At 71.8% G+C, this 23,995-nt stretch carries 23 protein-coding genes; all 23 read left to right on the top strand.

Annotated features, from left to right (window positions below; genetic code table 11):
• The first annotated feature begins 10 nt into the window (after positions 1–10).
• On the top strand, positions 11–301 hold the full coding sequence (locus IE207_RS30170; RefSeq protein WP_229874153.1) for an acyl carrier protein: 291 nt from the start codon (positions 11–13) through the stop codon (positions 299–301).
• A 143-nt stretch (positions 302–444) separates the two neighbouring features.
• A complete protein-coding gene (gene fabG, locus IE207_RS30165; RefSeq protein ID WP_190187508.1) occupies positions 445–1,233 on the top strand; it encodes a 3-oxoacyl-ACP reductase FabG in 789 nt (262 codons plus the stop codon).
• 44 nt (positions 1,234–1,277) lie between these two features.
• The gene (locus IE207_RS30160) at positions 1,278–2,225 is read left to right on the top strand and encodes an aromatase/cyclase (RefSeq protein WP_190187507.1); all 948 of its coding nucleotides are present in this window, start codon (positions 1,278–1,280) and stop codon (positions 2,223–2,225) included.
• A gap of 2 nt (positions 2,226–2,227) precedes the next feature.
• On the top strand, positions 2,228–4,618 hold the full coding sequence (locus IE207_RS30155) for an SDR family oxidoreductase (protein WP_190187506.1): 2,391 nt from the start codon (positions 2,228–2,230) through the stop codon (positions 4,616–4,618).
• A gap of 156 nt (positions 4,619–4,774) precedes the next feature.
• The gene (locus IE207_RS30150) at positions 4,775–6,217 is read left to right on the top strand and encodes an MFS transporter (protein WP_190187505.1); all 1,443 of its coding nucleotides are present in this window, start codon (positions 4,775–4,777) and stop codon (positions 6,215–6,217) included.
• Positions 6,214–6,591 carry an acyl carrier protein gene (locus tag IE207_RS30145; protein ID WP_190187504.1) on the top strand — a complete coding sequence of 126 codons (378 nt, stop codon included), beginning with the start codon at positions 6,214–6,216 and terminating at the stop codon, positions 6,589–6,591. Before IE207_RS30150 ends, IE207_RS30145 begins: the two co-directional genes overlap by 4 nt.
• Complete coding sequence (locus IE207_RS30140; RefSeq protein WP_190187503.1) at positions 6,588–7,415, top strand: 4'-phosphopantetheinyl transferase family protein; 828 nt, start codon at positions 6,588–6,590, stop codon at positions 7,413–7,415. The genes IE207_RS30145 and IE207_RS30140 overlap by 4 nt, the downstream gene beginning before the upstream one ends.
• A gap of 23 nt (positions 7,416–7,438) precedes the next feature.
• Entirely contained in the window at positions 7,439–8,392 is a 954-nt protein-coding gene (locus tag IE207_RS30135) for an ACP S-malonyltransferase (protein WP_190187502.1), read from the top strand.
• A 226-nt stretch (positions 8,393–8,618) separates the two neighbouring features.
• Complete coding sequence (locus tag IE207_RS30130) at positions 8,619–8,855, top strand: acyl-CoA carboxylase subunit epsilon (protein WP_190187501.1); 237 nt, start codon at positions 8,619–8,621, stop codon at positions 8,853–8,855.
• Positions 8,856–8,939: 84 nt separating this feature from the next.
• On the top strand, positions 8,940–10,244 hold the full coding sequence (gene rfbH / locus IE207_RS30125; protein WP_190187500.1) for a lipopolysaccharide biosynthesis protein RfbH: 1,305 nt from the start codon (positions 8,940–8,942) through the stop codon (positions 10,242–10,244).
• A 35-nt stretch (positions 10,245–10,279) separates the two neighbouring features.
• The gene (locus tag IE207_RS30120; protein ID WP_190187499.1) at positions 10,280–10,786 is read left to right on the top strand and encodes a nuclear transport factor 2 family protein; all 507 of its coding nucleotides are present in this window, start codon (positions 10,280–10,282) and stop codon (positions 10,784–10,786) included.
• Positions 10,783–11,001 carry a hypothetical protein gene (locus IE207_RS30115; protein ID WP_190187498.1) on the top strand — a complete coding sequence of 73 codons (219 nt, stop codon included), beginning with the start codon at positions 10,783–10,785 and terminating at the stop codon, positions 10,999–11,001. The genes IE207_RS30120 and IE207_RS30115 overlap by 4 nt, the downstream gene beginning before the upstream one ends.
• A 257-nt stretch (positions 11,002–11,258) precedes the next feature.
• Complete coding sequence (locus IE207_RS30110; RefSeq protein WP_229874152.1) at positions 11,259–11,954, top strand: phosphoribosylanthranilate isomerase; 696 nt, start codon at positions 11,259–11,261, stop codon at positions 11,952–11,954.
• Positions 11,955–12,052: 98 nt separating this feature from the next.
• Positions 12,053–12,721, top strand: a complete 669-nt coding sequence (gene upp, locus IE207_RS30105; protein WP_190187497.1) for a uracil phosphoribosyltransferase — start codon at positions 12,053–12,055, stop codon at positions 12,719–12,721.
• Positions 12,718–13,626, top strand: coding sequence for an EamA family transporter (locus IE207_RS30100; protein WP_190187496.1), 909 nt, complete (start codon positions 12,718–12,720; stop codon positions 13,624–13,626). The genes upp and IE207_RS30100 overlap by 4 nt, the downstream gene beginning before the upstream one ends.
• Positions 13,627–13,767: 141 nt before the next feature.
• Entirely contained in the window at positions 13,768–14,001 is a 234-nt protein-coding gene (locus tag IE207_RS30095; protein WP_190187495.1) for a tautomerase family protein, read from the top strand.
• 10 nt (positions 14,002–14,011) lie between these two features.
• Entirely contained in the window at positions 14,012–14,956 is a 945-nt protein-coding gene (locus IE207_RS30090; protein ID WP_190187494.1) for a pseudouridine-5'-phosphate glycosidase, read from the top strand.
• Between the two features lie 136 nt (positions 14,957–15,092).
• Complete coding sequence (locus IE207_RS30085; RefSeq protein ID WP_190187493.1) at positions 15,093–16,178, top strand: alkene reductase; 1,086 nt, start codon at positions 15,093–15,095, stop codon at positions 16,176–16,178.
• Between the two features lie 14 nt (positions 16,179–16,192).
• Positions 16,193–17,134, top strand: a complete 942-nt coding sequence (locus IE207_RS30080) for a ribose-phosphate diphosphokinase (RefSeq protein WP_190187551.1) — start codon at positions 16,193–16,195, stop codon at positions 17,132–17,134.
• 295 nt (positions 17,135–17,429) lie between these two features.
• Positions 17,430–21,281 carry an indigoidine synthase BpsA gene (bpsA, locus tag IE207_RS30075; protein WP_190187492.1) on the top strand — a complete coding sequence of 1,284 codons (3,852 nt, stop codon included), beginning with the start codon at positions 17,430–17,432 and terminating at the stop codon, positions 21,279–21,281.
• 114 nt (positions 21,282–21,395) lie between these two features.
• Positions 21,396–22,229: an AfsR/SARP family transcriptional regulator gene (locus IE207_RS30070; RefSeq protein WP_190187491.1), complete on the top strand. Its 834-nt coding sequence runs from the start codon at positions 21,396–21,398 to the stop codon at positions 22,227–22,229.
• Positions 22,229–22,969, top strand: a complete 741-nt coding sequence (locus IE207_RS30065) for an SDR family NAD(P)-dependent oxidoreductase (RefSeq protein ID WP_190187490.1) — start codon at positions 22,229–22,231, stop codon at positions 22,967–22,969. The genes IE207_RS30070 and IE207_RS30065 overlap by 1 nt, the downstream gene beginning before the upstream one ends.
• A 121-nt stretch (positions 22,970–23,090) precedes the next feature.
• Positions 23,091–23,995, top strand: a 905-nt coding sequence (gene metK, locus IE207_RS30060; RefSeq protein WP_190187489.1) for a methionine adenosyltransferase, incomplete at its 3' end; no start/stop codon positions are given.

The following is a 23,995-nucleotide window of genomic DNA, read 5'->3' as shown; positions in this document are numbered from 1 at the left end:
CCAGCCACCCATGAAGGGACCCACCGTGGCCAAGACCGAATTCACCTTCGACGACCTCAAGCGCATCCTCCTGGACGGCGCCGGCGCCGACGAGGAGATCGACCTCGACGGCGACATCCTCGACACCGACTTCGAGTCCCTGGGCTACGAGTCGCTGGCGCTGCTGGAGACCGGCGGCCGGATCGAGCGCGAGTTCGCGATCACCCTCGACGACGACGTCTTCACCGACAACAGCACGCCCCGCGCGCTGATCGCGGCCGTCAACGAGACCCTGCGCGCCGCCGCCCTCGTCGACGCGTAGGGCGCGCAAGACGCATAGGACCGCGTAGGACCGCGTAGGACCGCGTAGGACCGCGCAGGTACGGCGGCCGGCCGCGTCCGTCCCGGCAGCGGCGGCCGCCGCCCCCACCCGGATACACCCAGCTCATTTTGGAGAACAGACACATGTCGGATCACGACCGGAAGAAGGTCGCCGTCGTCACCGGTGCCACCAGCGGGATCGGCCTGGCCGTCGCCCGGCTGCTCGCCGCCCAGGACCACCGGGTGTTCATCGGCGCCCGCAGCGCCGACAACGTCGCCGCGACCGTCAAGCTGCTCCAGGACGAGGGCCTCGACGTCGCCGGAGCCGTGGTCGACGTCCGTTCCACCGACGAGGTCCGCACCTGGATCCAGGCCGCCGTCGACCGCTTCGGCCCCATCGACGTCGTCGTCAACAACGCGGGCCGCTCCGGCGGCGGAGTCACCGCGGACATCGACGACGAACTGTGGCACGACGTCATCGACACCAACCTCAACAGCGTCTTCCGCGTCACCCGCGAGGCGCTGACCACCGGCGGCCTGCGCGAGAAGAAGCGCGGCCGCATCATCAACATCGCCTCCACCGCCGGCAAGCAGGGTGTCGTGCTCGGCGCCCCCTACTCCGCCTCCAAGCACGGCGTGGTCGGTTTCACCAAGGCGCTCGGCAACGAACTCGCCCCCACCGGCATCACGGTCAACGCCGTGTGCCCGGGGTACGTGGAGACGCCCATGGCGCAGCGGGTGCGGCAGGGGTACGCCGCCGCCTACTCCTCCACCGAGGACGCCATCCTGGAGAAGTTCCAGGCGAAGATCCCGCTCGGCCGGTACTCCACCCCCGAGGAAGTCGCCGGCCTCGTCGGCTACCTGGCCTCCGACACCGCCGCCTCCATCACCTCGCAGGCCCTCAACGTCTGCGGCGGCCTCGGCAACTTCTGATTCCGAACCGCCCCAACCGTCCCGAGCCTCAAGGAGCCACCAGCATGTCGCAGCCCGGCCTGCGCGAAGTCGAGCACGAGATCACGGTCTCGGCCCCGGCCACCGCCGTCTACCGGTTGATCGCCGAGGTCCGGAACTGGCCCCGGATCTTCCCTCCGACCATCTACGTCGACCACATCGCCGAAGGCGCCGGCGAGGAGCACATCCGCATCTGGGCCACCGCCAACGGCGAGGCCAAGAACTGGACCTCCCGCCGCACCCTGGACCCCGAGGCCCTGCGCATCACCTTCCGCCAGGAACTGCCGGCCCCGCCGGTCGCCGCGATGGGCGGCGCCTGGGTCGTCGAGGCGCTCTCCGCCGGCGAGTCGCGGGTCAGGCTGCTGCACGACTACCGGGCCGTGGACGACGACCCCGCGCACCTCGCGTGGATCGACGAGGCCGTCGACCGCAACTCGCGCTCCGAACTCGCGGCGCTCAAGACCAACCTCGAGCTGGCCCACGCCGCCGAGGACCTGACGTTCTCCTTCGAGGACACCGTCCAGGTCGACGGCTCGGCGAAGGACGTCTACGACTTCGTCAACGAGGCCGGCGCCTGGCCCGACCGGCTGCCGCACGTGGCGAGCGTACGGCTGACGGAGGACACCCCCGGGCTCCAGGAACTGGAGATGGACACCCGCGCGAAGGACGGGTCGCTGCACACCACCAAGTCCTACCGGGTGACCTTCCCGCACACCCGGATCGCCTACAAGCAGACCACCCTGCCGGCCCTGATGACCCTGCACACCGGGTACTGGACCTTCACCGAGAACGACGGGGGCGTGGCCGCGTCCTCGCAGCACACGGTGACCCTGAACACCGCGAACATCGCCAAGGTGCTCGGCGAGGGGGCGACGGTCGAGGACGCCCGGCAGTACGTGCGCACCGCGCTGAGCACCAACAGCCTGGCCACGCTGCGGCACGCCAAGGCGTACGCCGAGAAGAACAGGGACTGATCATGGCTGGGGACTACACCGACACCCAGGTGATCGTGGTGGGCGCGGGACCGGTGGGACTGCTGCTCGCCGGGGAGCTGCGGCTGGCGGGCGCGGACGTGGTGGTCCTCGAAAAGCTCACCGCGCCGACCACCGAATCGCGGGCCTCCACCCTCCACGCCCGCACCATGGAGATCCTCGACATCCGCGGCCTGCTGGAACGGCTTGACGACGTCCCGAACGACCCCGCCGGCCACTTCGGCGGGATCCCCCTCGACCTCCGCCTGCCCACGCCCTACCCGGGCCAGTGGAAGGTCCCCCAGACCCGCCTGGAAGAAGTGCTCGGGCAGTGGGCCGCCGACCTCGGCGCCGACGTCTGGCGCGGGCACGAACTGACCGGGCTGACCGTCACCCCCGACGGGGTCGTCGCCGACGTACGCACCGACGACGGCACCCGGCTGACCGTACGGGGCGAGTACGCCGTCGGCTGCGACGGCGAGAACAGCGCCGTGCGCCGCCTGGGCGGCTTCGAGTTCCCCGGCACCGACGCCGAACGGGAACTCCTGCGCGCCGACGTCGCGGGCATCGACATCCCGGCCCGCCGCTTCGAACGCCTTGAGCAGGGACTGGTCATCGCCGCCCGGCGCCCCGACGGGGTCACCCGCGTCATGGTGCACGAGTACGGTAGCGCGCCGCGCCCCGGAACACCCTCCTTCCAGGAGGTCGCCGACACCTGGAAGCGCGTCACCGGGGAGGACATCGGCTCCGGCACCCCGCAGTGGGTCGACTCCTTCGGCGACGCCTCCCGGCAGGCCGCCGACTACCGCCGCGGCCGGCTCCTGCTCGCCGGGGACGCCGCGCACCAGCAGATGCCCATCGGCGGCCAGGCCCTCAACCTCGGCCTCCAGGACGCCTTCAACCTGGGCTGGAAGCTGGCCGCGCTGCTGAACGGACACGGCTCCCAGGAGCTGCTCGACAGCTACCACGAGGAGCGGCACGCCGTCGGACAGGCCGTCCGGAGCAACGTCCGGACCCAGGCGCTGCTGCTGCTCGGCGGCCCCGAAGTCGACGCCGTCCGGGAGGTCTTCGCCGAGCTCACCGGGCACGAGGACGTACGCACCCACCTCGCCGGAGCCGTCTCGGGGCTCGACGTGCGCTACGAGGCGGGCCCCGGCGACGGCCGGATGCTGGGCCTGCGCGCCCCCCGGGGCGCAGCGGTCACCGGCGACGGCACGACCACCACCTTCGCGCTGCTGCGCTCGGGGCAGGGGCTGCTGCTCCTCGCGCCGGGTGACGAGGGCCGCCGGGAGGAACTGCGCGCCCTGGCGAAACCCTGGACGGACCGGGTGCGCGTGGCGACGGCCCTGCCCACCGACGGATCCGCCGGCGCGGACGGCGCGGACGGCGCGACCGGCGCGACCGGCACCCTGCTGATCCGGCCGGACGGCCACGTCGTCTGGTCGGACGGCCCCGGGGAAACGGGCCTCACGGCCGCCCTGGAACGGTGGTTCGGGCCCGCGTCGCCCCGTACCGCGCGCCCGGCCGCCCGGTCCGCGGCTCCATCGCGGGAGTCGCGGGAGTCGCAGGAGTCGCACGACCGGCCGACGCCGCGCACATCGGCGACGGCGGCCGCGGGGAAGAGGAGGAACGGCATGGAACGGCTCACCGGCCGTACCGCGCTGGTCACCGGCTCCAGCCGGGGCATGGGCCGCGCCGTCGCCGGCCGGCTCGCGCAGGACGGCGCGCTCGTCGCCGTCCACTACGCCACCGACGGGGCGGCCGCCCACGAGGTCGTCGCCTCCATCGAGCGGGACGGCGGCCGCGCCTTCGCCATCCGCGCCGAACTCGGCGTCGACGGCGACGTCGAAGGCCTCTTCGCCGACTTGGAGGAAGGCCTGCTGGACCGGACCGGCAGCACCGACCTGCACATCCTCGTCAACAACGCCGGGGTGATGGGCGCCACCAGCGCCGCCGAGATCACCCCCGAGCACTTCGACCGGATCTTCGCGGTCAACGCCAAGGCCCCGTTCTTCCTGATCCGGCGGGCGCTGCGGAACATGCCCGACGGCGGCCGGATCGTCAACATCTCCTCCGGCCTGACCCGGTTCGCAAACCCGGACGAGATCGCGTACGCGATGAGCAAGGGCGCACTCGAACAGCTCGCCCTGCACTTCGCGAAGTCCCTGGGCCCGCGGAACATCACCATCAACTCCGTGGCCCCCGGCATCACCCGCAACGGCAACCCGGTCTTCGACATCCCCGAGGCCGTCGAACAGATGGCGGCGCTGTCCGCCTTCAACCGGGTCGGAGAGCCGGAGGACATCGCCGACGTGGTGGCCTTCCTCGCCACCGACGAAGCCCGCTGGATCACCGGCTCGTTCGTCGACGCCACCGGCGGGACGCTGCTCGGCTGACCGCCGCCGCGTACCGCCCCCCCGAGGCCGCCGGCGTGAAACACCCACGCCACGCCGGCCACGGGCGGCCCGGCCGGGGAACCCTCCCCGGCCGGGCCGCCCTTCACGTTCCTTCTCGTCCCTTCAGGTTCCCCACCCCCACGCCGGAGCGAGAGCATGCAGTCCTCGACCACCTCCCCGGCCGGGACCGGGCGGAGCGGGACCCGCTGGGCCCTGGTCTCCGTACTCTCCGCGAACATGCTGGTCGACGCCCTGGAGGTGTCCGCGACCGTCGTGGCGCTGCCGTGGATCGGTGACGGCCTCGGGCTGCCCGTGCCGGGACTCCAGTGGGTTCTCAGCGCCTTCGCCGCCGGGTTCGGCTCGCTGGTGCTCCTCGGCGGCCGGCTCGTCGAACGCCTGGGCCGGCGCCGCGTCTACCTCGCCGCCCTCCTGCTCTTCGCCGCCGCCTCGCTGGCCGGCGCCCTCGCCGACGGCGCGGCGGTGCTCATCGCCACCCGCGTCGTCAAGGGCGGCTGTGTCGCGCTGACCGCTCCCACCGGACTCGCCATCCTCGTCTCCGCCGTCCCCGAGGGCCCCGACCGCCGCCGGGCGGTCTCCCTCTACTCCTTCTTCGGCGCCGCCGGGTTCTGCGCGGGCCTGCTGCTGTCGGGCCTGCTCACCGGCGTCGGCTGGCGCTGGACCCTCGCCTTCCCGGCCCCCGTCGCGCTGCTCCTGCTCGCCGCGGGCCTGCGGCTCGTCCCGCGCGACGGGCCCGCTCCGCGGCCCGGGGCACGGGCCACCCGCCTCGCGCCGGCGGCGGGCCTCGCCTTCGGCGCCGCGGTGGCACTGCTGCTGTACGGGCTCTCCTGCGCCGTGGGCACGGGGCGCGAACCCGGCCGCGCGGGCGCCGCCTTCGCCGGGGCGCTGCTGAGCGCAGCCGTCCTGGTCGCCGCCGAACGGGCCTCCCCGCGCCCGCTGCTCGCCGCCGGGCTGCTGGGCCACGGACCGCTGGTGCGCTCCGCGATCGGCGCGGCCGCGCTCAACGGCTCGTACGTGGCCTTCCTGCTGGTGGCGGCGCTGGACCTGCACCGGGCGGGCTCGACCCCCTGGCAGACCGCGCTCGCCTTCCTGCCGGCCGGCGCCCCCCTCGCGGTGAGCGCCCTGTACTCGGCCCGGCTCGCGTCGTGGCTGGGACCCGCCCGGGCCGTGGCGGCGGGCGCCGTCGCGGCGCCGCTCGGCTACGCGCTCTACCCGCGGGCCGGCCCCGGCGGCCCCGGCTTCACCGACCTGCTGCCCGCGACGGGCTGCGTCGGCGCCGCCTTCGTCCTCGCCTTCACCGCCCTGCACCTCCAGGCGACCGGCGGGCTCCCACCCGAGCACCGGCAGCCGGCCGGCGCGCTCTACCAGACCTGCGTCCAGCTGGGCGCCGCCCTGACGGCCGTCCCCGTCGCCGCGCTGTACCCGGCCGACCGGGACGCGGCGCTCGCCCTGGTCACCGCCGTCGGCCTGACCGGCGCGGGCGTCGCACTCAGCGCCCTGACCGGCCGCAACCGACTTCCCCACCTCCCCGCCCCCGGGCGCACGGGGACACCCGTACGCCGTGAACGGAAAGCATCATGACCACACTTCACATGTCGCACACATATGAGACGGACAGCGGGCTGGTCCACATCAGCCCGCCGGACGTGACCCTGCTGCACACCGTCGGCAGGCGCGAGCGCACCCGGATGCTGGAGCAGTACGTGCGCGAGGAGCTCGGCCGCATCCTCGGCATCGAGCCTCACCGCGTCGACACGACGGGCCGCCCGATGGGCTGCCTGGGCATCGGCTCGATCTCCGGAATCGAACTGCAGTACCGGATGGAGGCGGTGCTGGGCGTCGACCTGAACCTCCAGCGGCTGCTGACGGCGAACAGCGCGCAGGAGCTCATCGAGTGCCTCGTCGGCCAGTTCGGCCCGGAGTCCCACCTGCACGGCGCAGCGGTGCCGGCATGACGACGACCACCCTGCGCCCGGCCACCCGCCCGACCGTCAACCACCTCGGCCTGCCCGACGCCGACTTCACCCTCTCCCCGGACCGGGTCGACCTGTGGCTCGTGCGCCGCCCCACCGGGGCCGACGCCGAAGCGCTGGCCGTCGCGGAGCTGGACGCGGAGGAGCGCAAGCGCACGGACGCCTTCATCAGGCGCTCCGACGGCATGCTCTACGCCGCCGCCCACGTCGCGGTGCGCCGGCTGCTCGGCCGGTACACGGCGACCCTGCCGCAGGACGTGCGCTTCATGCGCGAGCCCTGCCCGGGCTGCGGCGAACCGCACGGCCGCCCCGCGATGTCCCCGCCGCCGCCACCGCTGCACTACTCCCTCTCGCACAGCGGGGGAGTCGCACTGGTCGGCGTGGGCACGGTGCCGCTCGGCGTCGACGTGGAGAAGCTGCCCGGAGTGGAGACCGTCGACATCTGCTCGAAGGCGCTGCACCCGGACGAGCAGCTGGAGATCGCCCGGGCCGCGGCCGGTGAGGCCCGCCGACAGCTCTTCGGCCAGATCTGGACTCGAAAAGAAGCGTTTCTCAAGGGACTCGGGACAGGGTTGAGCCGCTCACCCGCCGAGGACTACCTCGGCACCGACCACGACCGGCACCCGGACGACTGGACCATGGTCGGCATCCCCGCCGACACCTCCCACGCCGCCGCCGTGGCGGTGGCCGGGCCCGCCCCCGCGGTGGTCGACGTCCGCTGGGTTCCCGACAGCTGGCTGGCCGCCGGAGGTTCCGTGTGCGGTGCGTCCGCCCCCTGGCCGGACCGCACGCCACTCGCCAGTTGACCGCAGATTAAGGACGTGACCGGATGACCCGTACCGCCTTCGTGTTTCCCGGCCAGGGCTCCGAATGCGCCGGCATGGGCAGGGAGCTGCTCGCCCGGCGGCCGCAGCTCGCCGACACCTACTTCCGCGCCGCCGACGACCTCCTCGGGATCCCGCTGGCCCGGATCTGCCGGGACGGCTCCGACCGGGACCTGGAGGACCCGGTCGTCGCGCAGCCGGCCGTGTTCCTGACGAGCCTGGCGGCCCTGGAAGTGCTGCGCGGCGAGGGCCTCGAACCGTACGCGGTCGCCGGACACAGCCTCGGCGAGTACATGGCGCTGGTCGCCGCCGGGGTCCTGGAATGGACAGACGCGCTGTGGCTGGTCCGGCTGCGCAGCGAACTCGTCGCCACCGTCGGCGACCGGGTCGGCAGCGCGACCGCGGCCGTCATCGGCCTCAGCCGCCGGGACCTGGTGAGGCTGTGCGCCGAGTCCCGTGCGGCGACGGACCAGGTCGTCGAGGTGGCCGGCGACAACGAACCCCGCCAGACGGTGGTCTCCGGGGAGGCCGGGGCGGTGTCCCACCTCACCGAGGCGGCCCGCGCGGCCGGGGCGCGGGTACGGCCGCTGCGGGCCGGCGGCCCCTTCCACTCCAGCCTGCTGCGCGAGGCGGAGGCGGAGTTCACCGAGACCCTGATCGCCACCGCCTTCCGTGACCCGGAGCTGCCGCTGGTCTCCAGCGTCACCGGGGGGCGCATCGAGACCGCCGCCGAGGCCGTCGTCGCGCTGCGCGGCCAGCTGACCCGGCCGGTGCGGTGGACGGAGGCCGTCGCGACGCTCGCCGCCTCGGGCGCCGACCGGTACGTGGAGGTGGGGCCGGGCCGGGTGCTCGGCGGCCTGGTCCGGCGCATCCTGCCGGACGCCCGCGTCCACACGACGCGGACCGCCGCCCCGTCGGTGGGCGCGGTGCCGGACGCCCCGAGCGACACCGTGGTCTGACCAGCGGCCCCGCGGGCCGCCCAGCGCTGTGACCGGGAGGGTTCACCGGGTCGCTGCGCCCGGCACGGCACCTCTCCCCCAGCTACCGCCGGGAGGTGCCCCCACCGTTGTCGGACCGTGCGCGTACGTCCGGTACGGGCCACGGCCCTCCGCCTTGCACCGCACCGCACCGGACGCCGCGACCGGGCAAACCTTCCCGGCCACAGCACCAGACGAGGAGCACCCTGTGAGAAGGAACGATCCCGGCCGGTTCGTCCGCGTGGTGACGGGCCGGCCCGACACCGACGAACTCGCGGCCCTGACCGCCGTCGTCCTCGCCCGGGCCGCGGCCTACGAGGGCCAGTACGGCGGCACGGCGGGCGCCGGGCCCGCCCGACCGGGCCGGCACCGCCCCGAGCGCGACCGCACCTTCGGCGGCGCACGCACCTGGCGGGACGACCCCGCCGCCCCGCGGCCGGCCTAGGCCACGGCCCGGCCCAGGCCCTGCACGGGCCGGCCGAGGCTTCGAACGACCGGCGACGCGAGAGCGCCGGGAAGGGATCACGTCATGAACATCCACAAGGGCCTCGTGCTCGACGAGACCGTGAAGTTCCATCAGGACACGCAGGCCGACCGGCCCTTCGTCCCGGGCACCACCGAGATCTGGCCCGCCGGCGCGGTACTGGACGAACGCGACCGCACCGCGCTGGTCGAGGCGGCCCTGGAGATGCGGATCGCCGCCGGACCCAGCTCGCGCAGGTTCGAGTCGCGCTTCGCCCGCAAGCTGGGGCACCGCAAGGCACACCTGACCAACTCGGGCTCCTCCGCCAACCTGCTGGCCATGACGGCCTTCACCTCGCACCTGCTGGAGGACCGGCGCCTCAAGCGGGGCGACGAGGTCATCACGGTCGCCGCCGGCTTCCCCACCACCGTCAACCCGATCATCCAGAACGGGCTCGTCCCGGTCTTCGTGGACGTCGAGCTGGGCACCTACAACACGACGGCGGACCGGGTCGCGCAGGCGATCGGCCCCAAGACTCGCGCCATCATGATCGCGCACGCCCTCGGCAACCCCTTCGAGGTCGCGGAGATCGCCCGGCTCGCCGCCGACCACGACCTGTTCCTCATCGAGGACAACTGCGACGCGGTGGGCTCCACCTACGACGGGCAGCTCACCGGAACGTTCGGCGACATGACGACGGTGAGCTTCTACCCGGCCCACCACCTGACGATGGGCGAGGGCGGCTGCGTGCTGACCTCGAACCTGGCGCTCGCGCGGATCGTGGAATCGCTGCGCGACTGGGGCCGGGACTGCTGGTGCGAGCCGGGCGAGACCAACAAGTGCCTCAAGCGCTTCAAGTACCAGATGGGCACCCTCCCCGAGGGCTACGACCACAAGTACATCTTCTCGCACGTCGGCTACAACTTGAAGGCCACGGACATCCAGGCGGCGCTCGGCCTCACCCAGCTCGACAAGCTGGACGACTTCTGCGACGCCCGCCGCCGCAACTGGCGCCGGCTGCGCGAGGGCCTGGACGGGGTGCCCCACCTGATCCTGCCCGAGGCCACCCCGCGCAGCGACCCGAGCTGGTTCGGCTTCGCCCTCACCGTGGACCCCGCGGCCCCCTACACGCGGGCGGCCCTCGTGGACTTCCTGGAGGACCGCAAGATCGGCACGCGGCGCCTGTTCGCCGGGAACCTCACCCGGCACCCGGCCTACATCGGCGAACCGCACCGCGTGGTCGGCGACCTCACGAACAGCGACATCGTCACCGACCAGACCTTCTGGGTCGGGGTGTACCCGGCGCTGACCGACGAGATGCTCGACTACGTCGTCGCGTCGGTCAAGGAGTTCGTGCAGTCCCGGACATGACCGAATCGACCACCGATTCCCGAACAGGAGCGGCCATGCCATCGATCCACGACGAGCTCGCGGATCTGTCCGCGCAGGTACGGGTCCTGCGCGACCGAGCCGAGCTGCGGGACCTCTTCGACCGCTACGTCGGCGCCCTCGACACCGGGATCCACGCCGGACCCGACGGGGCGGCGTTCGACGAGCTGTTCACCGAGGACGCCGTCTTCGCCTTCCCCGTCGGCACCTGCACGGGCGTCGAGGGTTTCGCCGTGCTGCGCCGGGAGGCCGGGGCGCGCTGGTCGCGCACCCACCACATCAGCGCCAACCACGACATCCGCCTCGACGGCGACCGGGCCACGCTGCGGGTCCAGCAGCTCACCCGGCACCTGCACGGGCCCGGCGACGGGCCCGACGGGCCGCCGGCGCCCTTCGAGGTGGGCGGGTACTGCCGGGCCCGCGCTGTGCGCACGGGGGCCGGCTGGCGGCTGAGCCACGTCGCCTTCCACGTCGTGTGGGACGCCGGGGACCGCCTGCCCGAGCTGACCGGGGTGCAGTGGTGAGCACCGGGATCACCGGCCACCTCGTCGCCGCCCGCCGCAAGCCGGTGCGGGAACCCGTACGCGATCCCGCGCGGCAGCGTGCCGCCCTCTGGTTCCCCGAGCTGATGTACCCCGTGCCGTGCCACCCCGGGCCGCCCCTGTCCACGCTGATGCGCCGCCGGGCCGCCTGGGGGATCGCCCTCGTCCGGGGGCGCGCCGGCCGCCGCGGCCGCTGACCGTACTCGCGTTCACCCTCGCCCAACAGCCTTGTGGATGGAAGCAGTTGCGCTGTTCGTGACGGTCTCTGACACAGACGTGAGGAAGGTTGACGCGGATCTGACATAGAGCCCGTTGACCCACGGATCGGTACCAACGAGGCTTTTGGAGAGCATCCCGCGACGTGTACCGAAAACCGTCATACCGGGGCACGTCCTTCGTACTCACTGCCCGTAAACGTTCTGTTCATTCAGTTTCATCTGAAAAGGAATCACACATGAGTGACGTGAAGGATCTGGTGCAGGTCGCCGGGATCATCGACGCCGACGAGGCCGCTCTGCTGGCCGAGGAGGGCGTCGACTGGTTCGGGTTCCCGCTCCGCCTCCCGTCGGGCAAGGACGACATCTCCGAGGTGGCGGCGACGGAGATCATCGGCGGTCTGACGGCCCCCCAGGAGGGCGTCCTCATCAGCTACATGACCGATGCCGACGAGATCAGCGCCTTCACCACCCAGCTCGGCGTCAAGGCCGTCCAGCTGCACGGTGACGTGGAGCCGGAGCAGCTGCGCAAGCTCAAGGCCAACCGCCCCGACCTGTACGTACTCAAGAGCCTGGTCGTGAAGGAGGACAACGCCGAGGAGCTGCTCCAGCTCGTCGACGACGTCGCCGACTCGGTGGACATGTTCATCACCGACACCTTCAATCCGGCCACCGGAGCCAAGGGCGCCACCGGTCTCACCCACGACTGGAACGTCAGCGCCGAGCTCGTGCGCCGCTCCCCCAAGCCCCTGATGATGGCCGGCGGCCTGAACGCGGAGAACGTCGCCGACGCCATCCGCTTCGTCAAGCCCGCCGCCGTCGACGCCCACACGGGCCTCGAAGGCGCCGACGGCCGCAAGGACCGCGCGAAGGTCGCCAAGTTCGTGGCCGAGTCGCGCAAGGCGTTCGCCGAGATCGCCGGCGAGAGCGCCTGACACCAACGGCACCCCGACCGTGGTTGCGGCCGCCCGGGACACCCCCCACCGGGCCCGGCCGCAGCCCGTCTCCACCGACCGACGAGAAGCAGGTTCTCATGGCGACCGGCCACCACAACGTCCACCCGCTTCCGCAGACCAACCAGCTGCGGGCGATGCACACCATCATCCGAGACCGTGACGCCTCGCGCGCGGACTTCGTCTTCTACTCCCGGCGCATCATCCGCCTCCTGCTCGAATCGGCGCTGGATCTGCTGCCGTTCGACAAGCAGAAGGTGATCACGCCGGTCGGCGAGACCTTCGAGGGGTTGAAGTTCACGCCGGACCTGTGCGCCGTGCCCGTGATCCGGGCCGGGGACTCGATGGTGGACGAGCTGCGCTCCGTCGTGCCCAACATCCGCGTCGGCAAGATACTCATCCAGCGCGACAAGACCACCAAGCTCCCGCACTACCTCTACCAGAACCTCCCGGACGACATCGCGCACCGCCAGGTACTGCTCCTGGAGCCGATGCTCGCCACCGGCGGCAGCGCCAACGCCGCCATCGGCCTGCTGCTCGACGCGGGCGTGCGCGAGGAGAACATCGTGTTCGTCAACTTCCTCGCCGCGCCCGAGGGCATCGAGGCGGTCCACGCCAAGCACCCCGCCGTCAAGATCGTCACCTCGTCGATCGAAGAGCGGCTCAACGAGAACGCCTTCATGATCCCCGGCATCGGTGACTTCGGCGACCGCTTCTTCGGCACGACCGACTCGGCCGTGGTCCGATGAAGAGCCGCGCACTGAGCGACTCGGCGCTGACCGCGCTCGCCCCCGCCATCTGGGGTTCGACGTACCTGGTCACCACCGAGCTGCTCCCGGAGGGCCGCCCGCTGCTGGCGTCCCTGCTGCGGGCCCTGCCCGCCGGCCTGATCCTCGTACTCATCGGCCGGACGCTGCCCCGCGGCATCTGGTGGTGGCGGGCGCTGGTCCTCGGCGTCCTGAACATCGGCGCCTTCTTCTACCTGCTGTTCGTCGCGGCGTACCACCTGCCGGGCGGGGTCGCGGCGCTGGTGATGTCCATCCAGCCGATGATCGTGCTGCTCCTGGGGGCCCTGCTGCTCAAGGAGAAGATCAAGCAGATCCACCTGGTCGCCTGCGCGCTCGGCGCCGCCGGCGTGGCCCTGCTGGTCCTCCAGCCGAACGCCGGCCTGAACGCCACCGGTGTCATCGCCGGTCTGCTGGGCGCGCTCAGCATGGCCTCCGGCATCGTGCTGACCAAGCGCTGGGGCCGCCCCGAAGGGGTGGGCCTGCTGACCTTCACGGGCTGGCAGCTGACCGTCGGCGGCCTCGTGCTCCTGCCGGTCGCCCTGATCGGCGAGGGCCTGCCCGACACGATCACCGGCAAGAACCTCGCGGGCTTCGCCTACCTCGGCATCATCGGGGCCCTGTTCGCCTACGCGATCTGGTTCCGCGGCATGGAACGGCTGCCCGCGCTGGCCGTCTCGTTCCTGAGCTTCGCCTCGCCGCTCGCGGCCACCCTGCTGGGCTACTTCGTCCTCGACCAGGCCCTGTCGCCGCTCCAGCTCGTCGGCGCCCTGACCGTGGTCGCCGCCGTCATCCTGGCCCAGCCGCGCCCCGGCCGGGCCAAGAGGCAAGCGGCCAGGGCCAGTGCGCGGGAGCCCGTCGACGCCTGACGCGCCGGAGCTCCTCCCCCGAACTCCCCGCCCCACCGAAACCCCCCTGGTGGGGGCCGGGAGTGGCGGTGGCACACCGAGGTCTCCCCCGTCCTCGGTGTGCCACCCGTCCGCCACCGATCAGGAGAGGAACCCAGTCCCGTGCCCCACGTCCACGTCCGGCACTACCCGAGAGACTTCACGGCCGAACAGATCCGGGCGATCGACGACGCGGTCACCGCCGCGGTGACGCGGACCTTCGCCACCGGCGAGGACACCGTCTCGATCTCGCTGGAGCCGGTCGAACCCGAGGACTGGGACGCCCACGTCCTCACCGAGATAGCAGCCCGCCGGGACCTGCTGGTCAAGCCGCCCGGCTACTGGAACGAGAAGTGAGAGACCTTCGATGAGCGCAAGCAGCGGCATCCCCGTCGTCTACACCGAGGAAGTCCGTGAGGCCCTCCACGACGGCGCGGCCGTCGTCGCCCTGGAGAGCAACGTCATCACGCACGGCCTGCCCTACCCCGACAACGCGGCCACCGCTCGCAAGGTGGAGGACGCCGTACGGGCCGGCGGTGCGGTACCCGCGACGATCTGCATCGAGGCGGGCGAGATCCGCGTCGGCATGTCGGACTCGGACATCGAGCGCTTCGCCTCCCTGCCGGACATCCCCAAGGTCTCCAGCCGGGACATGCCGCTCGTACTGGCCAAGGGCGGCCTCGGCGCCACCACCGTGGCGTCCTCCGTCGTGGCGGCCGAGCTCGCGGGGATCGCGTTCTTCTCCTCCGCCGGCATCGGCGGCGTGCACCGCGGCGCGCAGGAGACCTGGGACGTCTCCTCCGACCTCATCCAGTTCACCCGCTCCAAGGTCGCCGTCGTCTGCGCCGGAGCGAAGATGATCCTCGACCTCGGGCTGACGCTGGAGTACCTGGAGACGCAGTGCGTCCCGGTCGTCGCCTACCGCTCGGACGACTTCCCCGCCTTCTACTGCCGCACCAGCGGCCACCGGGCGCCCCACCGCCTGGACGACGAACAGGTCATCGCCCGCGCCGTCGAGGCGCACTGGGCGCTGGGCAACAACAGTTCCTTCCTGATCACCACCCCGGTCAGGGAGGAGGACGCCATCGACTCCACCGAGGTCGACACGGCCATCCGCGCCGCCGTCGCCCAGGCCACCGCCGACGGGGTCTCCGGCCAGGGCATCACCAAGTACCTGATGCGGGCCGTGGACGCGGCCACCGACGGGCGTTCGGCGCGAGCCAACATGGCCGTCCTCGCCTCCTGCGCCGAGGCCGCCGGCCGCCTGGCCGTCGCCCACGCCGCGCACCTCGCCGAACGCGCGGGCCGCTAGTGCTGTGACCGGAAAGGTTCACCGGGTCGCGACGCCCGGCACGGCAAACCTTCCCGGCCACGGCACTGGGGCCGTCCACCCCGCTCACGCCGCCGTACGTCCGCACCACGATATGACCTCGATGAGGAGACACACGATGTCCGAGAAGCTGTTCGAGCCGGTCACCCTGGGCAAGCTGTCCCTGGGCAACCGCCTGGTCATGGCGCCCATGAGCCGCAACCGCGCCACCCCCGACGGCCTCGCCACCGAGCTGATGGCCACCTACTACGCCCAGCGGGCGAGTGCCGGCCTCATCATCAGCGAGGGCATCCAGCCCAGCGTCGTCGGCCAGGGGTTCATGAACAGCCCCGGCCTGTACTCGCAGGAGCAGACCGAGTCCTGGAAGCAGGTCACCGACGCGGTGCACCGCGCCGGCGGCAAGATCGTGGCGCAGCTCATGCACGCCGGCCGCATCGGCCACCCGTCGCTGTACCCCAGCGGCCACCAGTCGGTCGCACCCTCGGCGGTCACCGCGGGCGGCCAGTGCTTCGGCCCCGAGGGCGCGCTCGACTACCAGGAGCCCCACGCGCTGACGGGCGAGGAGATCGCGGACACCGTCAAGGACTTCGCCGACGCCGCGCAGAACGCCGTCGAGGCCGGGTTCGACGGCGTCGAGGTCCACGCGGGCAACGGCTTCCTGCTCCACCAGTTCCTGGCGGACAACACCAACCGCCGCACCGACGAGTACGGCGGCTCCATCGAGAACCGCATCCGCTTCGCCACCGAGGTCATCCACGCGGTGTCCGAGCGCATCGGCGCCGACCGGGTCGGCGTGCGCATCTCGCCCGCCAACGCGTACAACGACATCGTCGAGGGCGACACCGCGGCCCTGTACGAGGCGCTGGTCGCGGCCCTGCCGCCGCTGGCGTTCCTGCACGTCCTGGAGGCCGGCAACCGCGAGCAGACCAAGGCCCTGCGCGCGCAGTGGACCGGCACCATCATCCTCAGCCCGCACCCGGAGCACCTCGGCGTCCAGGTCACCGCGGAGACCGCGGTCGAGGCGCTGGAGACGGGCGTCGCCTGCGCCGTCGCGTTCGGCGCGGCGTTCCTCGCCAACCCGGACCTGCCGGAGCGCGTGCGCGCCGGCGGCCCGTTCAACGCACTGGACACCACCACCTTCTACGGTGGCGACCACCGCGGCTACACCGACTACCCGACGCTGGCCGAGGCCGGTTCCGCGTGAGCAGTCCAGGTCAGATGCTGCTGTTCTCGGGGCGCGCGCACCCCGAGCTGGCGCAGGCGGTGGCGGCCGAGCTGGGTACGGCGCTGGTCCCGACGAAGGCGATCGACTTCGCCAACGGCGAGATCTACATCCGCTACCACGCCTCCGTGCGCGGCGCGGACTGCTTCGTCATCCAGAGCCACACCGCGCCGATCAACAAGGCGATCATGGAGCAGCTCATCATGATCGACGCGTTGAAGCGGGCCTCCGCCCGCAGCATCACGGTGATCCTGCCGTTCTACGGGTACGCCCGCCAGGACCGCAAGCACAGCGGCCGCGAGCCCATCTCGGCCCGTCTGGTGGCGGATCTGCTCAAGACGGCCGGTGCGGACCGGATCCTGACGGTCGATCTGCACGCAGACCAGATCCAGGGTTTCTTCGACGGGCCGGTGGACCACCTGTTCGCGATGCCGGTCCTCGCGGACCACATCGGCGCCAAGGCCGACCGCGACAACCTCACGGTCGTCTCGCCCGACGCCGGCCGCGTCCGGGTCGCGGACGGGTGGTGCGACCGGCTGGGCGCGCCGCTGGCCATCGTCCACAAACGGCGCGACAAGGACGTGGCCCACCAGGTCACCGCCCACGAGGTGGTCGGTGACGTCGAGGGCCGCGACTGCGTACTCGTCGACGACATGATCGACACCGGTGGCACGATCTGCGCCGCCGCCGACGCCCTCTTCGCCCAGGGCGCTCGGGACGTCATCGTGGCGGCCACGCACGGGGTGCTGTCCGGCCCCGCCGCGGACCGCCTCAAGAACTCGCGGGTCAGCGAGTTCGTCTTCACGGACACCCTGCCGGTGCCCGGGGCACTCGGACTGGACAAGGTCACCGTCCTGTCGATCGCCCCGCTCATCGCCGGTGCCGCCCGTGAGGTGTTCGAGAACGGATCGGTGACCCGGTTGCTCCAGGACCGGTAGGGCCGGGACGGGCGGGCCGAGGGGGCCCGCCCGTACCCCGGGGCGGTTGCGCGTCGCGCACCGCCCCGGACAGCTCTCCCGGGGGAGCGCCACTGGTCCCCTGTCCGTCGGTTTCTTCACGCCGGGCCGCCGTCCGGCTCTTCCGGCTCACCCCCCGCGGTGTTCCCCGGCCCGCGGGTGTCGTCCGCACCGCGGTGAGCCGCTGCAGGCCGGGTCTGCCGCCGAGGAGCGCGGCCCCGGTCACGCGGGCGTCGAGCACGCCCGCTGTTCCACGAAGGAAGTAAGGAAGCGAGAAATGACCTTTCAGGAGACCAGCGTGCTCGAGCCCACCCTTCTGGGAACCAAGGCGTTGCCGGACCTGCTCGCCGAGCGGGTCGCGGAGCACCCGGAGGCGACCGCTGTCGTCTACCGCGACCAGAGCCTCACCTACCGCGAACTGGCAGCCAGAAGCTCGGCCCTGGCCGAGTACCTGAGACATCTCGGTGTCTCGGCGGACGACTGCGTCGGCCTCTTCGTCGAGCCGTCGCTCGACCTGATGATCGGCGCCTGGGGCATCCTGTCCGCCGGCGGCGCCTACCTGCCGCTGTCCCCGGAGTACCCCGAGGACCGGCTCCGGTACATGATCGAGAACAGCCAGGCGAAGATCATCCTCGCTCAGCAGCGCCTGGTGTCCCGGCTGCGCGAACTCGCGCCGAAGGACGTCACCGTCGTCACCCTGCGCGACTCCGACGCGTTCGTGCTGCCCGAGGGGGGCACGCCGGCGCCCGCCGCCGAAGGCGCCCGCCCCGACAGCCTCGCCTACGTCATCTACACCTCGGGCAGCACCGGCAAGCCCAAGGGCGTGATGATCGAGCACCGCAGCGTCGTCAACCAGCTCGGCTGGCTGCGCGAGGCGCACGGCATCGACCGCAGCAAGGTCATCCTGCAGAAGACCCCGATGAGCTTCGACGCCGCCCAGTGGGAGATCCTCTCCCCGGCCAACGGCGCCACCGTCGTCATGGGCGCCCCCGGCGTCTACGCCGACCCCGAGGGCCTCATCGAGACCATCCACAAGCACGGCGTCACCACCCTGCAGTGCGTCCCGACGCTGCTCCAGGCGCTCATCGACACCGAGAAGTTCGACGCCTGCTCCTCGCTGAGGCAGATATTCAGCGGCGGCGAGGCGCTCTCGCGCAACCTCGCGCTCCAGGTCACCCGCGAGATACCGGGCCGCGCCCTGATCAACCTGTACGGGCCGACGGAGTGCACCATCAACTCCTCCTCGTACACCGTCGTCCCCGAGGACCTGGACGAAGGCCCCCAGTCGATCTCGATCGGCAGCCCCGTCCACCGCACCGAGTACCACATCCTCGACAAGGACCTGCGGCCCGTCGGCGTCGGCGAGATCGGCGAGCTGTACATCGGCGGCGTCCAGCTGGCCCGCGGCTACCTGCACCGCCCCGACCTGACCGCCGACCGCTTCCTGGAGATCCCCCTCGGCGACGGCGCCGCCCCCACCCGCCTCTACAAGACGGGCGACCTGGGCCAGTGGAACCCGGACGGCACCGTGCAGTTCGCCGGCCGCGCCGACAACCAGGTCAAGCTGCGCGGCTACCGCGTCGAACTCGACGAGATCTCCCTCGCGATCGAGAACCACGAGTGGGTCCGCAACGCGGCCGTCATCGTCAAGAACGACAGCCGTACCGGCTTCCAGAACCTGATCGCCTGCGTGGAGCTGAGCGAGAAGGAAGCCGCCCTGATGGACCAGGGCAACCACGGCTCCCACCACGCCTCGAAGAAGAGCAAGCTCCAGGTCAAGGCGCAGCTGTCCAACCCGGGCCTGCGCGACGACGCCGAGCTGGCCGCCCGCACCGCCTACGACCTGCCCGGCGCGGAAGCCACCCCCGAGCAGCGCGCCCGCGTCTTCGCCCGCAAGACCTACCGCTTCTACGAGGGCGGCGAGGTCACCCGGGCCGACCTGATCGACCTGCTCGGCGCCAAGGTCACCGCGGGCTACTCGCGCAAGGCGGCCGACCTGGCCCCCGCCGAACTGGGACAGATCCTGCGCTGGTTCGGCCAGTTCGTCAGCGAGGAGCGGCTGCTGCCGAAGTACGGCTACGCCTCCCCGGGCGCGCTGTACGCGACGCAGATGTACTTCGAGCTGGAGGGCGTCGCAGGTCTCAAGCCGGGCTACTACTACTACCAGCCGGTCCGCCACCAGCTCGTGCTGATCAGCGAGCGCGAGGCCACCGGCAAGCCCACCGCGCAGATCCACTTCATCGGCAAGAAGAGCGGCATCGAGCCGGTCTACAAGAACAACATCCTCGAGGTCCTGGAGATCGAGACCGGCCACATGGTCGGCCTCTTCGAGCAGGTCCTGCCGGCCTACGGCCTCGACATCCACGACCGCGCCTACGAGCCGGCCGTCCGGGACCTGCTGGACGTCGCCGACGAGGACTACTACCTGGGGACCTTCGAGCTCGTCCCGCACGCGGGCCCGCGCGAGGACCACGCCGAGGTCTACGTCCAGACGCACGGCGGCAAGATCGCCGGCCTGCCCGAGGCCCTGTACCGCTACGCGGACGGCGAGCTGACCCACTTCTCGGACGACATCGTCCTCAAGAAGCACGTCATCGCGATCAACCAGTCGGTGTACCAGGCCGCGAGCTTCGGCATCAGCGTGTACAGCCGCGCCCCCGAGGAGTGGCTGCACTACATCACCCTCGGCAAGAAGCTCCAGCACCTGATGATGAACGGGCTGAACCTGGGCTTCATGTCCTCCGGCTACAGCTCCAAGACCGGCAACCCGCTGCCCGCCTCGCGCCGCATGGACGCCGTCCTCGCCGCGGGCGGCGTCGAGAGCGGCCCGATGTACTTCTTCGTCGGCGGCCGCATCAGCGACGAGCAGGTCGGCCACCAGGGCATGCGCGAGGACAGCGTCCACATGCGCGGTCCGGCCGAACTCATCCGCGACGACCTCGTCAGCTTCCTGCCCGACTACATGATCCCCAACCGGGTCGTGGTGTTCGAGCGGATGCCGCTGTCCGCCAACGGCAAGGTCGACGTCAAGGCGCTGGCCGCCTCCGAGCAGGTCAACGCCGAGCTCGTCGAACGCCCCTTCGTGGCCCCGCGCACGGAGACCGAGAAGGAGATCAGCGCGATCTGGGCGAAGTCCCTGCGGCGCGAGAGCGTCTCCGTGCAGGACGACTTCTTCGAGTCCGGCGGCAACTCGCTGATCGCCGTCGGTCTCATCCGCGAGCTCAACTCCCGGCTCGGCGTTTCCCTGCCGCTCCAGAGCGTCCTGGAGTCGCCGACCGTCGAGAAGCTCGCCCGGCGCCTGGAGCGCGAGGTCGCCCAGGAGTCCTCGCGCCTGGTGCGCCTGCACGCGGAGACCGGCAAGGCCAAGCCCGTGATCTGCTGGCCGGGCCTCGGCGGCTACCCGATGAACCTGCGCACCCTGGCCGGCGAGATCGGCCTCGGCCGCTCGTTCTACGGCGTCCAGTCGCACGGCATCAACGACGGGGAGACCCCGTACGAGACGATCGTCGAGATGGCCAAGGCGGACATCGAGGCCATCAAGGAGCTCCAGCCGAGCGGCCCCTACACCCTGTGGGGCTACTCCTTCGGAGCCCGCGTGGCCTTCGAGACCGCCTACCAGCTGGAGCAGGCCGGCGAGAAGGTGGACAACCTGTTCCTGATCGCGCCGGGCTCCCCGAAGGTGCGCGCCGAGAACGGCAAGGTGTGGGGCCGTGAGGCGTCCTTCGCCAACCGCGGCTACACCACGATCCTGTTCTCCGTCTTCACCGGCACCATTTCCGGTCCGGACCTGGAGAAGTGCCTGGAGACCGTGACGGACGAGGCGTCCTTCGCCGAGTTCATCAGCGAACTCAAGGGCATCGACGTCGACCTCGCCCGGCGGATCATCTCGGTCGTGGGCCAGACCTACGAATTCGAGTACTCCTTCCACGAGCTGGCCGAGCGCACCCTCCAGGCGCCGATCAGCATCTTCAAGGCCGTGGGCGACGACTACTCGTTCCTGGAGAACAGCAGCGGCTACTCGGCCGAGCCGCCGACGGTGATCGACCTCGACGCCGACCACTACAGCCTGCTGCGCGAGGACATCGGCGAGCTGGTCAAGCACATCCGCTACCTGCTCGGCGAGGAGTGACGGCGCGGACCACGCGGTGACGGCCGCCCCGCCGGAGCGATCCGGCGGGGCGGCCCCATCCGTCGACGGCCGTCCGGCCGCCGCCGCCGTTCTGTCGACGAGGAGCCACCTCCCATGCGTTTCAATCTCATCGGCCCGTTCGAGATCGTCTCCGACGACGGACGGGTGTACCGGCCGGGAACCCCGAAGGTCTGCCAGACACTGGCGCTGCTGCTCACCCGGCCCCATGAGATCGTCACGGCGGAAGCGCTCATCCACGAGCTGTGGGGCGACGCACCGCCGCGCAGCGCCGTCACCACCCTCCAGACGTACGTGTACCACGCCCGCCGGATGCTGGTGAGCGAGGACCTGGTGCCGGCCGGGCGCTCCCTGATCGTCACCAGCCCGCCCGGCTACCGGATCCTCGCCGACGACGCCGAGATCGACATCCGCGTCTTCGAGCGGCTCGTCGCCCAGGCCCGTGGCGAGCTCGGGGGCGGCGACCCGGGCGCGGCGCTGCGCAGCGTCCGGCAGGCGCTCGACCTGTGGCGCGGGCCCGCCCTGTCGAACCACCCCGTCGGCGACGTGCTCACCGGCCACCTCGTGCACCTGGAGGAGCTGCGGGTACGGGCCTTCGAGATCCGGATCGAGGCGCAGGAGCAGCTGGGCCTGACCCGCGAATCCATCCCGGAGCTGCGCAAGCTCACCAACGACTACCCGCTCAACGAATGGTTCCACAGCCGGCTGATCACGGCCCTGGTGGCCGCCGGCCGGCGCGCGGAAGCCGTGCGGGCCTACCAGAACGTCCACCGGGTCCTCGCCGACGAACTGGGCATGGAACCCTCGCCGGAACTCAGGCAGCTCCGGGCCCGGTTGCTGAGCCCCGCCCCCAGGCGCGCCCCCGGGCCGCCCGCCGCCGCGGCCCCCCGGGCCGGCGGCGACCGGTTCGCGGTGCGGTCCGGTACCTGATGGGGGCACTGGAGGGCCGGGTCGCCGTGGTGACCGGCGGGACGAAGGGCCTCGGCCTCAAGATCACCGAGGCGTTCGTCGCGGAGGGTGCGCGGGTCGTCGTCGGCGCGCGCGGCGGGGCCGGGGCGGACGGGGCCCTGGCACACCTGGACGGCCGCGCCGTCTTCCGGCAGACCGACGTGCGCGATCCCGCATCGGTGCGCGCGCTGATGGAGGCGGCGGCGGACCGGTTCGGCGGGGTCGACGTCCTGATGGCCAACGCCGGTCTGAGCCGGCCGGGACCCGCGGCGGGACTGGCGGGCGCCGACTGGGCGCAGGTCGTCGACACGAACCTGAACGGCCTCTTCCACTGCGTGCAGGCGGCCGTGCCGTACCTGGAGCGGAGCGGGAACGGCCGCATCGTCACGATGTCCTCGGCGCTGGGCAGCCGGCCCGCCCCGGGCGCGTCCGCGTACTGCGCGACCAAGGCGGCGGTGGAGATGTTCAGCAAGGTCATCGCACTGGAGCTCGCGCCGAAGGGCATCGTCGTCAACTGCCTGGCGCCCGGCTTCGTCGACGAGGGCATGGGGCGGCTGCTCAAACAGAACCAGGCGGTGTGGAGCACGTACGCGCCGAAGGTCGCGCTGGGCCGCATGGGCACCGGCCGGGAGATCGCGGAGGCCGCCGTCTACCTCGCCGGCGACGCCGGGGCCTACGTCAACGGACACGTCCTGGAGGTCAACGGCGGCCTCGCCTGGTGAGGCGGGCCACACCGCCGGGTCGAGGGGGCCGTGTGGGCAGGGCCGCTTCCGGTTTTCGAGTGGATCTCCAGAGGGTTCGGAGACTGTCGCCTCCCGCCCACACCACAGAAGGAATCCGCCCGTGTCCCGTCGCCTGTTCACCTCGGAGTCCGTGACCGAGGGCCACCCCGACAAGATCGCTGACCAGATCAGCGACACCATCCTCGACGCGCTCCTCACCGAGGACCCGGCCTCGCGCGTCGCGGTCGAGACGCTGATCACGACCGGTCTCGTGCACATCGCGGGAGAGGTGACCACGAAGGCGTACGCGCCGATCGCGCAGCTCGTCCGCGGCAAGATCCTGGAGATCGGCTACGACTCCTCCGAGAAGGGTTTCGACGGCGCCTCCTGTGGTGTGTCGGTGTCCATCGGCGCGCAGTCGCCCGACATCGCCCAGGGCGTCGACACCGCCTACGAGCAGCGCGTCGAAGGCGAGGGGGACGAGCTGGACCGGCAGGGCGCCGGCGACCAGGGCCTGATGTTCGGCTACGCCTGCGACGAGACGCCCGAGCTGATGCCGCTCCCGATCCACATCGCGCACCGCCTCTCGCGCCGACTGACGGAGGTCCGCAAGGACGGCACCGTCCCGTACCTGCGCCCGGACGGCAAGACGCAGGTCACCATCGAGTACGACGGCGACAAGGCCGTCCGCCTCGACACCGTCGTCGTGTCCACCCAGCACGCCGCCGACATCGACCTCGATTCCCTGCTGACGCCCGACGTCCGCGAGCACGTGGTGGAGTACGTCCTGAACCGGCTGGCGCAGGACGGGATCAAGCTGGACACCGAGGGCTACCGGCTGCTGGTGAACCCGACGGGCCGCTTCGAGATCGGTGGTCCGATGGGTGACGCGGGCCTGACCGGCCGCAAGATCATCATCGACACCTACGGCGGTATGGCCCGCCACGGCGGTGGCGCGTTCTCGGGCAAGGACCCGTCCAAGGTCGACCGGTCCGCCGCGTACGCGATGCGCTGGGTCGCGAAGAA

The sequence above is a fragment of the Streptomyces cirratus genome (assembly GCF_014650775.1).
Classification (GTDB): Bacteria; Actinomycetota; Actinomycetes; order Streptomycetales; family Streptomycetaceae; genus Streptomyces; species Streptomyces cirratus.
This window is presented reverse-complemented; position numbering and strand designations above follow the sequence as displayed.

Excerpts from the sequence above, each read along its gene's own strand:
- IE207_RS30155 (WP_190187506.1), top strand. The coding sequence starts at position 2,228 with ATGGCTGGGGACTACACCGACACCCAGGTGATCGTGGTGGGCGCGGGA.
- upp (WP_190187497.1), top strand. The coding sequence starts at position 12,053 with ATGGCGACCGGCCACCACAACGTCCACCCGCTTCCGCAGACCAACCAG.
- bpsA (WP_190187492.1), top strand. The coding sequence starts at position 17,430 with ATGACCTTTCAGGAGACCAGCGTGCTCGAGCCCACCCTTCTGGGAACC.
- IE207_RS30085 (WP_190187493.1), top strand. The coding sequence starts at position 15,093 with ATGTCCGAGAAGCTGTTCGAGCCGGTCACCCTGGGCAAGCTGTCCCTG.
- IE207_RS30090 (WP_190187494.1), top strand. The coding sequence starts at position 14,012 with ATGAGCGCAAGCAGCGGCATCCCCGTCGTCTACACCGAGGAAGTCCGT.
- IE207_RS30145 (WP_190187504.1), top strand. The coding sequence starts at position 6,214 with ATGACCACACTTCACATGTCGCACACATATGAGACGGACAGCGGGCTG.
- IE207_RS30150 (WP_190187505.1), top strand. The coding sequence starts at position 4,775 with ATGCAGTCCTCGACCACCTCCCCGGCCGGGACCGGGCGGAGCGGGACC.
- IE207_RS30065 (WP_190187490.1), top strand. The coding sequence starts at position 22,229 with ATGGGGGCACTGGAGGGCCGGGTCGCCGTGGTGACCGGCGGGACGAAG.
- IE207_RS30160 (WP_190187507.1), top strand. The coding sequence starts at position 1,278 with ATGTCGCAGCCCGGCCTGCGCGAAGTCGAGCACGAGATCACGGTCTCG.
- fabG (WP_190187508.1), top strand. The coding sequence starts at position 445 with ATGTCGGATCACGACCGGAAGAAGGTCGCCGTCGTCACCGGTGCCACC.
- IE207_RS30135 (WP_190187502.1), top strand. The coding sequence starts at position 7,439 with ATGACCCGTACCGCCTTCGTGTTTCCCGGCCAGGGCTCCGAATGCGCC.
- IE207_RS30110 (WP_229874152.1), top strand. The coding sequence starts at position 11,259 with ATGAGTGACGTGAAGGATCTGGTGCAGGTCGCCGGGATCATCGACGCC.
- IE207_RS30080 (WP_190187551.1), top strand. The coding sequence starts at position 16,193 with ATGCTGCTGTTCTCGGGGCGCGCGCACCCCGAGCTGGCGCAGGCGGTG.
- IE207_RS30140 (WP_190187503.1), top strand. The coding sequence starts at position 6,588 with ATGACGACGACCACCCTGCGCCCGGCCACCCGCCCGACCGTCAACCAC.
- IE207_RS30100 (WP_190187496.1), top strand. The coding sequence starts at position 12,718 with ATGAAGAGCCGCGCACTGAGCGACTCGGCGCTGACCGCGCTCGCCCCC.
- IE207_RS30120 (WP_190187499.1), top strand. The coding sequence starts at position 10,280 with ATGCCATCGATCCACGACGAGCTCGCGGATCTGTCCGCGCAGGTACGG.
- IE207_RS30070 (WP_190187491.1), top strand. The coding sequence starts at position 21,396 with ATGCGTTTCAATCTCATCGGCCCGTTCGAGATCGTCTCCGACGACGGA.
- rfbH (WP_190187500.1), top strand. The coding sequence starts at position 8,940 with ATGAACATCCACAAGGGCCTCGTGCTCGACGAGACCGTGAAGTTCCAT.
- IE207_RS30170 (WP_229874153.1), top strand. The coding sequence starts at position 11 with ATGAAGGGACCCACCGTGGCCAAGACCGAATTCACCTTCGACGACCTC.